11 protein-coding genes and 1 riboswitch are annotated in these 13,758 nt (G+C 32.8%); of the genes, 7 read left to right on the top strand and 4 right to left on the bottom strand.

Going from position 1 to position 13,758, the window contains the following annotated elements; all coding sequences use genetic code 11:
• Positions 1-77 precede the first annotated feature (77 nt).
• The 4 genes from gyrB to asnB all read right to left on the bottom strand — a co-directional run bounded on the left by gyrB (position 78) and on the right by asnB (position 6,023).
• Positions 78-2,015 carry a DNA topoisomerase (ATP-hydrolyzing) subunit B gene (gyrB, locus tag ACR9ES_RS05655; protein WP_435255416.1) on the bottom strand — a complete coding sequence of 646 codons (1,938 nt, stop codon included), beginning with the start codon at positions 2,013-2,015 and terminating at the stop codon, positions 78-80.
• Between the two features lie 303 nt (positions 2,016-2,318).
• The gene (locus ACR9ES_RS05650) at positions 2,319-3,428 is read right to left on the bottom strand and encodes a helix-turn-helix domain-containing protein (RefSeq protein WP_435255415.1); all 1,110 of its coding nucleotides are present in this window, start codon (positions 3,426-3,428) and stop codon (positions 2,319-2,321) included.
• A 166-nt stretch (positions 3,429-3,594) separates the two neighbouring features.
• Entirely contained in the window at positions 3,595-4,122 is a 528-nt protein-coding gene (locus ACR9ES_RS05645) for a hypothetical protein (RefSeq protein ID WP_435255414.1), read from the bottom strand.
• Positions 4,123-4,361: 239 nt separating this feature from the next.
• A complete protein-coding gene (gene asnB / locus ACR9ES_RS05640; RefSeq protein ID WP_435255413.1) occupies positions 4,362-6,023 on the bottom strand; it encodes an asparagine synthase B in 1,662 nt (553 codons plus the stop codon).
• 251 nt (positions 6,024-6,274) lie between these two features.
• Positions 6,275-6,472: riboswitch (cobalamin riboswitch) on the top strand.
• A gap of 105 nt (positions 6,473-6,577) precedes the next feature.
• On the opposite strand from asnB, the gene ACR9ES_RS05635 reads away from it, so the two are divergent.
• The 7 genes from ACR9ES_RS05635 (at position 6,578) to trpB (ending at position 13,660) form a co-directional block, all read left to right on the top strand.
• Positions 6,578-7,645, top strand: a complete 1,068-nt coding sequence (locus tag ACR9ES_RS05635; protein ID WP_435255412.1) for a hypothetical protein — start codon at positions 6,578-6,580, stop codon at positions 7,643-7,645.
• Positions 7,646-7,861: 216 nt separating this feature from the next.
• Entirely contained in the window at positions 7,862-9,253 is a 1,392-nt protein-coding gene (locus ACR9ES_RS05630) for an anthranilate synthase component I family protein (RefSeq protein ID WP_435255411.1), read from the top strand.
• A 1-nt stretch (position 9,254) separates the two neighbouring features.
• On the top strand, positions 9,255-9,848 hold the full coding sequence (locus ACR9ES_RS05625) for an anthranilate synthase component II (RefSeq protein WP_435255410.1): 594 nt from the start codon (positions 9,255-9,257) through the stop codon (positions 9,846-9,848).
• Positions 9,849-9,858: 10 nt separating this feature from the next.
• Positions 9,859-10,851: an anthranilate phosphoribosyltransferase gene (trpD, locus tag ACR9ES_RS05620; protein ID WP_435255409.1), complete on the top strand. Its 993-nt coding sequence runs from the start codon at positions 9,859-9,861 to the stop codon at positions 10,849-10,851.
• 33 nt (positions 10,852-10,884) lie between these two features.
• Entirely contained in the window at positions 10,885-11,673 is a 789-nt protein-coding gene (gene trpC / locus ACR9ES_RS05615) for an indole-3-glycerol phosphate synthase TrpC (RefSeq protein WP_435255408.1), read from the top strand.
• Positions 11,674-11,805: 132 nt separating this feature from the next.
• Complete coding sequence (locus tag ACR9ES_RS05610; RefSeq protein WP_435255407.1) at positions 11,806-12,480, top strand: phosphoribosylanthranilate isomerase; 675 nt, start codon at positions 11,806-11,808, stop codon at positions 12,478-12,480.
• A 4-nt stretch (positions 12,481-12,484) separates the two neighbouring features.
• Entirely contained in the window at positions 12,485-13,660 is a 1,176-nt protein-coding gene (gene trpB, locus ACR9ES_RS05605) for a tryptophan synthase subunit beta (RefSeq protein WP_435255406.1), read from the top strand.
• Positions 13,661-13,758 lie beyond the last annotated feature (98 nt).

Genomic DNA, 13,758 nt, shown 5'->3' with positions numbered 1-13,758 from the left:
TTTTTAACGGGGTAAAAATATAAAATAAAAAAAAGCCCAATAATTTTATTGGGCTTTTTTATAGTTAAGAAATTGGTTTAAGCATCAATATTTGCATATTTAGCATTTTTTTCAATGAAATCTCTACGAGGCGGAACTTCATCTCCCATTAACATAGAGAAAATTCTATCAGCTTCAGTTAAATTATCAATAGTTACTTGTCGTAAGGTTCTGAATTCAGGATTCATAGTTGTATCCCATAATTGTTCAGCGTTCATCTCTCCAAGACCTTTATAACGTTGAATAGAAACTCCACCACCCATTTTTTGAGCGATTAAGTCACGTTGGTTATCATCCCAAGCGTACTCACGCTTTTGTCCTTTTTTAACTAAATATAAAGGAGGAGTAGCAATGTAAATATATCCTTGTTCAACCATTTCGCGCATATAACGGAAGAAAAACGTTAAAATTAAGGTAGCAATATGCGAACCATCCACATCGGCATCACACATAATTACTACTTTATGGTAACGTAGTTTTGTTAAGTTTAATTCGCGAGGATCTTCTTCTGTACCAATAGTAACCCCTAAAGCAGTAAACATGTTTTTGATTTCTTCATTTTCAAAAACTTTGTGCTGCATTGCTTTTTCTACGTTTAAGATTTTACCTCTTAATGGAAGAATAGCTTGGAAATTACGATCACGACCTTGTTTTGCAGTACCACCTGCCGAATCACCCTCTACTAAGAAGATTTCGCATTCTGCAGGATCTGTTTCTGAACAGTCAGATAATTTACCAGGTAAACCACCAATACTCATCACAGTTTTACGTTGCACCATTTCGCGAGCTTTACGAGCTGCGTGACGTGCTTGTGCTGCTAAAATTACTTTTTGTACAATGGTTTTAGCATCATTCGGATTTTCCTCTAAGTAATCTGTTAACATTTCAGATACTGCTTGTGATACAGCTGAAGTTACTTCACGGTTACCTAATTTGGTTTTAGTTTGTCCTTCGAACTGAGGTTCAGCAACTTTTACCGATACTATGGCAGTTAATCCTTCACGGAAATCATCTCCTGAAATCTCAAATTTTACATTTTTAAGCAAACCAGAATCATCCGCATACTTTTTTAAAGTATTTGTTAATCCACGACGGAAACCAGATAAGTGGGTACCTCCTTCGTGTGTGTTGATGTTGTTTACATAAGAGTGTAGATTTTCAGCATACGAATCGTTGTATACCATTGCTACTTCAACAGGAATTCCGTTTTTCTCTCCTTCCATAGCAATTACATCTTGAATAATTTGTGTTCTTGTTCCGTCTAAGAACTTTACAAATTCTGATAAACCTTCTGTAGAATGGAAAACTTCTGAAATGTCATTTCCTTCATCATCTTGTTCACGTTTATCGGTAAGTGTAATGGTAATACCTTTGTTTAAGTATGCTAATTCGCGCATACGAGTAGCTAAGGTATCATAATTGTACACGATGGTTTGCTGAAAGATAGATCTGTCAGGTAAAAAGGTAACTTCAGTACCCGTAATATCAGTTTCACCAATAGTTTTTACAGGGTATAACGATTTACCGCGTTCGTATTCTTGTTGCCAAACTTTTCCTTCTCTGTATACGGTTGCTTTTAAGTGATCAGAAAGTGCGTTAACACACGATACTCCAACCCCGTGTAAACCTCCAGATACTTTATAAGAATCTTTGTCAAATTTACCTCCGGCACCAATCTTGGTCATTACTACTTCAAGAGCAGAAACGCCTTCTTTCTTGTGTAATCCTACCGGAATACCACGACCGTTATCTCTAACGGTGATAGAATTATCTTCATTAATGTCTACCGAAATCGTATCACAATGACCTGCTAAAGCTTCATCAATAGAGTTATCTACTACCTCGTATACTAAGTGGTGTAAACCACGTACACCAACATCACCAATATACATGGACGGACGCATACGTACGTGTTCCATTCCTTCCAGTGCTTGGATACTATCGGCGGAATAATTATGTTTTTTTTCTTCGCTCATTATCAAGTGAATTAAATTAAAGTCTTTTCGTGAAAAAATCGCCCGAAAGCGACTTTTGTAGTCTTACAAATTTACGATTTTTTAACCTCAAAATAAAGTTTTTAAGCGTTTTTGAGTTAGAATTATTAACATTTGTTAAAAAGCTAAAAACGTGTTAAAACGCTTAAAAATGAGTTTAAACAGTGTGTTTTATGTTTTTATACTTGGTGTAGAAAGTAGACTTTAGAAAAGTGGCTTAAAAGTCATTTAATGAGTTGGGTTGAAAATGAATTTAGTAGTAAAAAGAGTAAAAAAGGTTGCGTTTTAGATGTAAAACGGTATACTAAACTCTTGTTGTTGTTTTAATAAAGTTGTAGGAGAAATTCCATATTCCTTTTTAAAACAATTTGAAAAATAAGAAGAGCTGCTAAAGCCAACATCTATAGAGGTTTGATTAATGTCTGATGTGCCATCTGTAATTGAATTGACAGATTTTATAAGTCTGAATTCTTTTAATATTTGATTGATAGATTTTCCTGTAATTGCTTTACAATTTCTATATAGTTTGGTTTTACACATCATCATTAATAAAGCAATGTTAGGGATATTAAAATGAGGGTTTTGATAATTTTTTGAGATTACATCTAGTAAAGAGTGTAAAAAGTTTTCAGTTTCGGGGTTTAGTTTTAAGTAGGCATTGTTTTGCTTAAAATCTATATGTTCTGAATAAGTGTTTAAATCTTCTATTTGTGATGAAATAATAAGTTGTTTTTTTGTTTTTAGAAAATAAAGAAATTCAATTAGTCTATTAATATTTGCAGTTGAAGCAATGCTTTCTTGGTTGTTTTTGTTAGGAAAAAGTATAATTTTAACAGGAAAATAATCGATTCTTTTATAGAGCTTTTTTTGAATAGCAATAGAGCAGTCAATTGCTTTTTTATAAGAAGTAAAAGAGGCTAAAAAACCTTCTTCTTTGGTTTTAATTTGATAACCTTTGTAAGAGTTAATTAAGTTTTCAATAATTGTTTTTTTATAAAATAAAACATTTTTAGCGTTACTTTCTTGAAGTTTACATATTAGTGTTTTCTTATTAAATGTTTTTGCTAAAAATAGAATAGAATGTTTATTTGAATTGTAATGAGTTTCAGACTGTATTCTTTTAAGTTGTTGTTCTCTTTTTAGAAGCGCATAAGCTAAATGTCTATTAACCGAAGTAATTTTATAGGGTTGTATGTTTATAGATTTGTAATACAAGCTTTTTATAGACTTTTTATCGGTAGCTTTTATTAGAAAAAACACACTGTTTTTTTTGTAATCAACCCAACAATTAATGCATTTTTTGAAAAGTGTTAGTTGAAGTTTAGAATAAAAAGCAATAGCTAAGTCAACTGCTGTTTTATTCTTGGTTATATGTTGAATTAAATAAACAGACATATGTAAAGTTAACAAATGCTTAGAGTTCTTTTTGTTAACTTGCTGTTAAAGAGGTAAAAGCTTGTTTTTAATAAGGAGAAACCTTTAAATTAAAAAAGCATTTGGTAATGCTACCAAATGCTTTTTTAATTTTACCTTGTAAAGTCAAGTTTAAGTAGTTGTTAGTTTAGTGGATGTTTCCGTCGTAGTCTAATTTTAAGTTTTTCTTATCCCCATCTTTTCTTATTTGAACTTTAAAGACTTGTTTAGCTTTCCTGTCATCTCTGTAGGTAACAAGAAATATGTCTTTATGTATAATCCATCCAGGATATTTGTTGTTAATAGCGTCTCTAACTGTTCTTGGAAGTAGAATGTTTTTATAGCGCTCTATAGAACTCATGATTTTTCCGTTAGAATCATAAGTAGCAGTAATTAACCCTGAGGTTCCTCCTTCTTTTTTGGTCTTAAAAATAACTTCATAAGCCTCAAACTCTCTGTCGAATATAGGTAACTCTGTAATGTCATACCTAGCTGCTTCGTTTTGTAAGTTTACAACTAATTCAGGTGTGTCTTCATGTTGAACTTCTTTAAGATAACTTAAATTTAAAGGTTTAATGGTAACGGGTTCTAAAATAATGTTCTTTTGAATATCATTTTGGGAATAAACTAGGCTGGTAAGACCTAGAAAAAGTAAACCAAATACTAATTTTTTCATGGTACTAAGTTTTATGGTTAAATAATTAATTAAGGAGTGTGAGCAATGGTTAATTTAAGGGTGTAACAAAATTAAGGACTAGGCTTAGATAGGAATATTAAAATTGTTCATTTTACTATTAAAAATGATTCAAGAGGAAGTTTTAAAATAAGGTTTAACAAAGTATTAAGATTGGTAAAAAAGAAAAATCTCGCTTAGGCGAGATTTTTACACAACTAAAATTTAAACTAAGATATTTCTTAGTAAGCGTCTTCGTGTACAGCTTTAATAGCTCTACCTGAAGGTTCGTTTTGGTTTTGAAAGCTTTCATCCCAAGCTAGTGCTGTAGGGGTGCTACATGCAATAGATGGTACTGAAGGTACCGTTAAAGCAGCAGCTTCGCTAGGGAAATGCTCTTCGAAAATTGAACGGTAGTAATATTCTTCTTTTGCTCTAGGTGTTTGAGTAGGGAAACGGTGTGCAGCGTTTTCCATCATTTCATCGGTAACTGCGGTTTCAACTACTTGTTTTAAGGTGTCAATCCAGTTATAGCCAACTCCGTCAGAGAATTGTTCTTTTTGTCTCCAAGCTACTTCTTTTGGTAAATAACTTTCAAAGGCTTTACGTAATACCCATTTTTCCATACGTTCTCCGTTAATCATTTTGTCTTCTGGGTTAATACGCATCGCAACATCCATAAATTCTTTATCTAAGAACGGAATACGTCCTTCAATTCCCCAAGCCATTAAGCTTTTGTTAGCACGTAAGCAATCGTATTGATATAACTTATCTAATTTTCGTACTGTTTCTTTATGGAATTCTTCAGCATCTGGTGCTTTGTGAAAGTATAAATAACCTCCAAAAAGTTCGTCAGCGCCTTCACCAGATAAGACCATTTTTATTCCCATTGATTTAATTACACGAGCCATTAAATACATAGGCGTAGAAGCGCGAACAGTAGTGATGTCATAAGTTTCTAAGTTGTAGATTACATCTTTTATAGCATCCAACCCTTCTTGAATGGTAAAGGTAATTTCATGATGAATAGTACCTATATGTTCTGAAACTTTTTTTGCTGCAGCTAAATCAGGAGATCCATCTAACCCTACAGAAAATGAATGTAGTTGCGGATACCATGCAGCATCTTTATCATCTGATTCTATACGTTTAGCAGCATATTTTTTAGCAATAGCTGAGGTGATAGAAGAATCTAGTCCTCCAGATAATAAAACTCCGTAAGGTACATCACTCATTAATTGACGGTGAACTGCAGCTTCTAAAGCATCACGTACTTCGTCAATAGATGTTTGGTTATCTTTAACAGCTTCATACTCCATCCAATCACGAGAATACCATCTTTGTAATCCATCCTCACGAGTGTAATAATGTCCAGGAGGAAAAACTTCAATTTTGTTGCAAACTCCCTCTAAGGCTTTTAATTCAGAAGCAACATAAAAAGTTCCGTGTTTATCCCATCCCATGTATAAAGGGATAATTCCCATATGGTCACGAGCTACTAAATATTCGTCGGTCATAGAGTCATATACTGCAAAACCGAAAATTCCGTTTAGGTCGTCTAAAAACTCAACACCTTTTTCTTTGTATAAAGCTAAGATAACTTCGCAATCAGATTGTGTTAAGAATTCGTGTTGTTGTTTTAACTGTTTTCTAATCTCTTTGTGGTTGTATATTTCTCCGTTAGCAGCTAACACAAATCTACGGTCGTAACTAAATAGAGGTTGTTGTCCTGAAGCAGGATCAACAATAGCTAGTCGCTCGTGAGCCATTATTGCTTTTTCATCACTATAAATACCACTCCAATCTGGACCTCTATGACGAACTTTCTTAGCCATTTCTAAAATTTGAGGTCTTAATATATCTGAAGGTTGTTTTAAATCAAACGCACATACAATTCCACACATAATTTCTGTTTTTAATTAATTATTGCAATGCAAATAAACTAATCATGTTGTTTTGTGTAAATGATATTTTTGTTTTCAGTTTTAATTTTAAACTTAAAACTAAAAAAAAAGGGTTATTTGTAATTGTTTTTTAAGATAAAAGTTATTGTTGCTTGATTTTTTTAGCAAAAGGTTGATGTGTATAAAGTTAGGTTGAAGAGGTAAGAGACACACAGATTATTATTGTTAAAGTTTATGATTCTTTACTTGGACTAAAATATATTTGCCGCGGTTTTTCTTTGAAGAAAAGAAAATTAAAAGGGAATTAGGTGAAAATCCTAAACTGTACCCGCAACTGTAAGCTACGTCTATTCTAAATAGATACTTATTATTTCTTACACCACTGTTTTTTTACGGGAAGGTAGTAATAAGATGTTAGTCAGGAGACCTGCCGAAATTTTATTTGTTGTTGTCCTTTCGGGATTAAGAGGATGAACAATAATACACACAAGCATTTAAAAAGTTTAATGTTTGGAAGTGTTTTTATTTTCTGAAATTTTAAATTAATTATAAAGATGATACGTATTTACAGTATTGCATTGTTATGTTTATTCATGACATTTTTTTCTTGTTCAAGTGATTCAACAAAACATGAACCAACCCCAATTTATGATAATTCTTTTATTGTAGGTTATGAAGGTGAAGGAACAGTAATTGGGCACTTAGATGAAGATCAGGTTTTTACACCTAATGTGTATGAATCGTTAAACAAAAACACAATTTCTTTTTCAGAATATGAAAACAAACTATTTACAGTATCACAATCAGGTCCTGATTTTGTTACAAAATTTGATTTGCAAAATTTAGCTGTAGAAAAAGTAGTAACAACTTCTGCGGTTACTGATCCTTCGTATTTAACAATGTTTTCTGAAACTGAAGGGTTAATGATTTCAACTGCTGGAAGTGGAAGAAGCAAAACATACAGCTTGTCATTTTTCAATATAAATGAAGGCATAAAAGATAAGATAGAAGGAATTTCAGATAAGGTATTGTTTTCTAAGTCGGGACTTTTAGTAGATGGTGAAAATATGTTAATTGCTGACGATAAAGAGTTGAAAGTATTAAACCTTAAAGATAAGTCATTAAAAACAGCAGTAACATTTGAAGATGTTATTTCAGGAATTTTAAAAGATAAAAACAACCAGATTTGGGTTGGAACTGAAAAAAGAGTAGGTGAAAAAGCACAATTTGTAAGTCTTGCAAATGATTATTCTGTAGCAGAAACAATTACTCTAGATGGGGTTAATTTGTATAAAACAAGCATGCTTACAATGAACTCTTCAAGTAATACTATTTATTGGGTTGAGGTGAATACAGGTTCAATTCATCGTTTTAATACAGAGAGCAAAGAAGCAACAGAGTTTGTCAATCCGATGATGGATGGAGTGATGCTTACTACCATCGTAAGAGAGCATCCTACAACAGGAAAAATATATGTTTTAGGAGCAGAAGATTTTTTTGATACAGATAAAAGTATGTTAGTAATTTATAACGAAGATGCTTCTGTTTTTAAAACGGTAAAAGGAGTAGGAAATTCACCTATAGATATATTCTTTTCTAAAGAAGATTTTTCAATTAACTAATTTGCTTTTTGTTACGAGCTAATTTTTTTAATCTAAAAAAATTTGTCAATTCAAAATCACTTTATACATTTGCATCATAATGATGAATCAACAATTAAATAACTGGTGGTGGAAAACTCATAACTTACGTTAGTGAGACCATCTTGTTATATCTATAATACAACGAAAAGGCTTATCTCATGATAAGCCTTTTTTGTTTTTATACATCAAACTAAAATGAAAAAAATAAAATTTAAAACAATAGCAAAAAAACAATTGGCAGATATGGTTACGCCAGTAAGTTTGTACTTAAGAACTAGAGATAAGTATGCAAATAGTTTGCTGTTAGAAAGTTCAGATTATCACAGTAAAGAAAATAGCTATTCATTTTTATGTATAGAACCTTTGGTTACAATTAAGGCAGAAAATGATGAACTGTTGTTGTTTTATAAAAAAGAAGAAAAGAAAAGAGAATCTATACAAAGAGATTTTTATGAAAAGTTTGATGTATACAGTAATTTGATTGAAGTAGATTGTTCAGAAGAAATCAAATCATTCAACGGACTGTACGGGTACACCACTTTTGATGCGGTTCAGTATTTTGAAACCATAAAGTTTAACTCAAAAAAATCGCCTTCTAACATCCCATTATTACAATACAGTTTTTTCCGATTTATTGTGGCTATTAATCATTTTAAAAATGAAATGATTTTGATAGAAAACATACCAGAAGGAGAAGAGTCTCGATTATCAGAAATTGAAAACTTGGTAAATTCTCAATCGTTTGCTCAATATGATTTTACTTTTCAAGGAGAAGAAACTTCTAACATTACAGATGAAGAATTTAAGCAAAATGTAGTAAAAGCAAAAGAACACTGCAAGAGAGGAGATGTTTTTCAGTTGGTACTATCACGTCAATTTCAACAACAGTTTAAAGGGGATGAATTTAATGTGTATAGAGCTTTGCGTTCCATTAATCCGTCACCTTATTTATTCTATTTTGATTACGGAAGTTTTAAGTTGATGGGGTCTTCACCAGAAGCACAAATCAAGATTGATGAAGGTCAAGCAGTAATCAACCCAATTGCAGGAACTTTTCGAAGAACAGGAGATGATGAGAAAGATAGAAAGCTAGCAAAAGAGTTGGCAAATGATCCAAAGGAAAATGCAGAACATGTAATGTTGGTTGATTTAGCACGAAACGATTTAAGTAAACACGCCACTAACGTAACTGTGGAAACCTATAAAGAAGTACAGTATTTTAGTCATGTAATTCATTTGGTGTCAACAGTGACAGGTAAAATCACAGGAAACCCTATAGAAATTGTAGGAGATACGTTTCCTGCAGGAACATTAAGTGGAGCTCCAAAATACAAAGCCATGGAATTAATTGATACCTATGAAAATCAAACTCGTGGATTTTACGGAGGATGTGTTGGTTTTATAGGGTTGAACGGAAATGTAAATCAAGCCATTGCGATTCGTTCTTTTGTGAGTAAAAATAATACCTTGTTTTATCAAGCAGGAGCAGGAATTGTAATTAATTCAAAAGAAGAAAACGAACTACAAGAAGTAAATAACAAATTAGCCGCATTAAAAAAAGCATTAGTGTTAGCAGAAAACATATAAGATGGATATACTAATTTTAGATAATTACGACTCATTTACCTACAATCTGGTACATTATGTAGAAGATATCACAGGAAAGTTACCTGATGTATATCGTAACGACGAAATTTCTGTAGAAGAAATTAAAAATTATGATGCTATTATTCTTTCGCCAGGACCAGGGATTCCTGATGAAGCAGGTATTTTAAAAGAAACCATAAAAACGTATGCAGGTAAAATTCCAATTTTTGGAGTTTGCTTAGGTTTGCAAGCAATTACTGAAGTTTTTGGAGGAGAGTTAGAAAATTTAAGTGAGGTTTTTCACGGAGTTGCTACAGAAATGAAAGTAACCAAGAGTGATACAGTTACTTTTAAAGATATTCCAGAAACATTTGAAGCAGCTCGTTACCATTCATGGATCGCTTCTCATATTAATTTTCCAGAGGAATTAGAAGTAACAGCAATTGATGAAGATGGAGGAATTATGGCATTACGTCATAAAGAGTTTGCTATTGAAGCAGTACAGTTTCACCCGGAAAGCATTTTAACTCCAGAAGGAAAAAAGATGCTTCAGAATTTTATTGCTTTTGCCGAAAGCCAAAAGCCAAAAGCTTAAAGCCATTGACATGAAAAAAATACTAAACACCCTATTTGAACAAAAGCGATTGACTAAAGAACAATCGAAAGAAGTATTGATAAACATCGCACAAGAAAAATACAATGCTTCACAAATAGCTGCATTTATTACCGTGTTTTTAATGCGTCCAGTTTCGGTAGATGAATTGTCAGGGTTTAGAGAAGCTTTGTTGGAGTTAGCGATTAAAGTAGATTTATCTGATTTTAATACCATTGATTTGTGTGGAACAGGAGGTGATGGAAAAAACACCTTTAATATTTCAACATTAACTTCATTTATTGTTGCAGGAACAGGGAATAAAGTAGCAAAACATGGGAATTATGGAGTTTCTTCTGCATCGGGATCGTCTAATATGTTAGAGTTTTTAGGATATAATTTTACAAACGATGAGTCAACTTTAAAGCGTCAGTTAGACGAAGCAAACATTTGTTTTTTACACGCTCCGTTATTTCATCCAGCTATGAAGGTAGTGGCTCCCATCCGTAGAGAATTAGGGGTCAAAACATTTTTTAATATGCTAGGTCCTTTGGTAAACCCGAGTCAACCACAAAATCAGTTAGTAGGTGTGTTTAATTTAGAGGTTGCTAGAGTGTATAATTACATGCTACAACAATCAAATGTAAACTATGGCGTGGTACATGCATTAGACGGATATGATGAAATTTCATTAACAGGAGATTTTAAATTGTTTACTAAAGAAGCAGAGCAACAAGTTTCTCCATCTGATTTAGGACAAAAGCAAATCGTTCCATCCGATATTTTTGGGGGCAATACAGTTAAAGAAGCTGCCGAAATATTTGTGAATATTATAAATGGAAAAGGAACAGAAGCACAGAATAATGTTGTGTTGACAAATGCTGCCTTTGCCTTAAAAACTATTGATAAACATAAGAGCTTTGAAACTGCTTTTGAAGAGGCAAAAGATTCGTTGTTAGGGTTAAAAGCAAAAGAATGTTTACATTCTTTAATTACGAATAACTAATTCATAATTAAAAAATCATAATTTATAATTGAGATGACAATACTAGATAAAATCACTGAATTTAAAAAAAGGGAAGTAGCAAAAATAAAAGCTGAGGTTCCAGTTAAAAAATTAGTGGAAAGTCCGAATTTTAAAAGACAGCCAATTTCACTAAAAAAATCATTGTTGGATCCGTATTCAACAGGAATTATAGCAGAATTTAAACGTCAATCACCTTCTAAGGGAATTATCAACGATAAAGTAACGGTTTCTGAAGTTGTTGAAGGATATTTAGATGCTAACGTTGCAGCATTATCGATTTTAACAGATACCTCATTTTTTGGAGGTACGATGGCAGATTTGATGGAAGCAAGAACAATCAACGAGCAAAAACCTATTTTAAGAAAAGATTTTATTGTTGATGGATTTCAAATTGTAGAAGCCAAAGCTATTGGTGCTGATGTAATTTTACTAATAGCGACTTGCTTAACAGCACAAGAATTAAAAAACTACGGACAATTAGCTCATGATTTAGGATTGGAAGTCTTGTATGAAGTGCATACCCAAGAGGATTTGGATAAGATAGGGAGTTTAGACGACAAGATTATAGGAATCAATAATCGTAACCTAAAAACATTTGAGGTGGACTTGGAAAACTCAATAGCTTTGGCAAGTCAAATTCCTACAAGTGCAATAAAAGTTTCTGAAAGTGGAATTTCTAATCCAAGAATAATTACAGGGTTAAAAGAATACGATTTTCAAGGTTTTTTAATAGGAGAAAACTTTATGAAAACAGAAAATCCAGGTCAAGCATGTCAAGAGTTTATTAATCAAATACGATAAAAGCCCACCCCAACCCTCCCAAAGGGAGGGAGTATAAACAAAAAAAAAATATCAATGAAAACTAAGTTAGGAGATAAGCATAAGGGTCTACAGTATCCCCCTTCGGGGGCTCGGGGGCTTAAAGTTTGTGGAATGAAGTTTATAGAAAATATTCAGCAAGTAGCTGAATTACAACCTGATTATTTAGGGCTTATTTTCTATGAAAAATCACCAAGAAATTTTGAAGGAATTATTCCTGATTTACCTAAAGGAATTAAGAAAGTTGGTGTTTTTGTTAATGAGTATGTAGAAATAGTAGTTTCATTGATTGAAGAATATAAACTGGATGCAATTCAGCTACATGGAGATGAAACTGTTGAGTATATCAAGCAACTAAAAGAAGGGCTACGTCAAGCTGATCTTGATTCAGCTTCTCATAAGAAGAATCCGAGACAAGTTAGGAATGATGTAGAAATTATTAAGGTGTTTGGTGTCAAAGATGAGTTCAATTTTGAAACCTTAAAACCTTATGAGGAAGTGGTTGATTATTTTTTGTTTGATACCAAAGGGAAAGAACGAGGTGGGAATGGAATAACATTCAATTGGCAAATTTTGGAAGATTATAATTCAACAAAACCTTACTTTTTAAGCGGAGGAATAGGTTTAGAAGAAATAGATGAATTGCAATCGTTTTTTAAAAGAGAAGCATCTCAATATTGTTACGCCATTGATGTAAATAGCAAGTTTGAGACAAAACCAGGAGTAAAATCAGTAGAAAAATTACAGAAGTTTAAGGCATTTTGCCAAGAACTTACAGCTAAAAGCTAATCATATGAAATTTCAACCAGACAATAACGGATATTACGGACAATTTGGAGGAGCATTTATTCCAGAATTGTTATACCCAAACGTAAAAGAATTAGAAGATAATTATATACAAATTATAGAATCAGAGGAGTTTCAAACAGCATACAAAGATTTGTTGAAGCATTATGTAGGGCGTCCAAGTCCATTGTATTTAGCAAAAAGATTATCAGAAAAGTATGGAGCAACTATTTATTTAAAAAGAGAAGATTTAAATCATACAGGCGCGCATAAAGTAAACAATACCATTGGTCAAATTCTAATCGCAAAACATTTAGGAAAAACTAAAATTTTAGCAGAAACAGGTGCAGGGCAACATGGAGTGGCTACAGCTACAGTATGTGCCTTAATGGGATTAGAATGTGTTGTTTTCATGGGAGAAACCGATATTAAACGTCAAGCGCCGAATGTAGCCCGTATGAAAATGTTGGGGGCTAAAGTAATACCAGCAACTAGTGGAAGCAAAACACTGAAGGATGCTACGAATGAAGCAATTCGTTATTGGATTCAGCATCCAGATACCTATTATTTAATTGGTTCTGTGGTAGGGCCACATCCATATCCAGATATGGTAGCACGTTTACAAGCGGTTATTTCAGAAGAAATGAAAGTGCAGTTGAAAGAACAAACAGGCAAAGAAAATCCTGATACCATTATAGCTTGTGTTGGAGGAGGGAGTAATGCTGCAGGTGCTTTTTATCATTATTTAGATGAAGAGGAAGTTGAATTGATTGCGGTTGAAGCAGCAGGATTAGGAGTAGATTCAGGTGAAAGCGCGGCAACTTCTCAATTAGGAGAAGTAGGGGTAATCCACGGAAGTAAAACGATTTTAATGCAAGATGAATACGGGCAAATCGTAGAACCTTATTCAATTTCCGCAGGATTGGATTACCCAGGAGTGGGACCTTTACATGCCTATTTGCATGAAACGAAACGAGCAAAATTTATGAATGCTACGGATAAAGAAGCACTAGATGCTGCTTATCAATTGACAAAAATAGAAGGAATTATTCCTGCTTTAGAAAGTGCACATGCCTTGGCGGTATTACCAAAAATGGATTTACAGAAAGATCAAGTAGTTGTCGTGAATTTATCAGGTAGAGGTGATAAAGATTTAGAAACGTATATAAAACATTTAAGCTAATAGTTAAAAAGAATGTCACATCGAGTGAATTTGAGAGGAACGAATAAATTTGTATCGAGATGTAATAAGTTCTCGATACGATTTTCTCCTAAAGTCGA

It is taken from the genome of Tenacibaculum sp. A30, from assembly GCF_051200845.1.
Lineage (GTDB): Bacteria > Bacteroidota > Bacteroidia > Flavobacteriales > Flavobacteriaceae > Polaribacter.
The sequence above is the reverse complement of the archived record's forward strand: the minus strand, read 5'-3'. Positions and strand labels throughout refer to the sequence as shown.

Bases quoted from the DNA above. Each gene is read 5' to 3' on its own strand.
- gyrB (WP_435255416.1), bottom strand. From the start codon at position 2,015: ATGAGCGAAGAAAAAAAACATAATTATTCCGCCGATAGTATCCAAGCA.
- ACR9ES_RS05650 (WP_435255415.1), bottom strand. From the start codon at position 3,428: ATGTCTGTTTATTTAATTCAACATATAACCAAGAATAAAACAGCAGTT.
- ACR9ES_RS05645 (WP_435255414.1), bottom strand. From the start codon at position 4,122: ATGAAAAAATTAGTATTTGGTTTACTTTTTCTAGGTCTTACCAGCCTA.
- asnB (WP_435255413.1), bottom strand. From the start codon at position 6,023: ATGTGTGGAATTGTATGTGCGTTTGATTTAAAACAACCTTCAGATATA.
- ACR9ES_RS05635 (WP_435255412.1), top strand. From the start codon at position 6,578: ATGATACGTATTTACAGTATTGCATTGTTATGTTTATTCATGACATTT.
- ACR9ES_RS05630 (WP_435255411.1), top strand. From the start codon at position 7,862: ATGAAAAAAATAAAATTTAAAACAATAGCAAAAAAACAATTGGCAGAT.
- ACR9ES_RS05625 (WP_435255410.1), top strand. From the start codon at position 9,255: ATGGATATACTAATTTTAGATAATTACGACTCATTTACCTACAATCTG.
- trpD (WP_435255409.1), top strand. From the start codon at position 9,859: ATGAAAAAAATACTAAACACCCTATTTGAACAAAAGCGATTGACTAAA.
- trpC (WP_435255408.1), top strand. From the start codon at position 10,885: ATGACAATACTAGATAAAATCACTGAATTTAAAAAAAGGGAAGTAGCA.
- ACR9ES_RS05610 (WP_435255407.1), top strand. From the start codon at position 11,806: ATGAAGTTTATAGAAAATATTCAGCAAGTAGCTGAATTACAACCTGAT.
- trpB (WP_435255406.1), top strand. From the start codon at position 12,485: ATGAAATTTCAACCAGACAATAACGGATATTACGGACAATTTGGAGGA.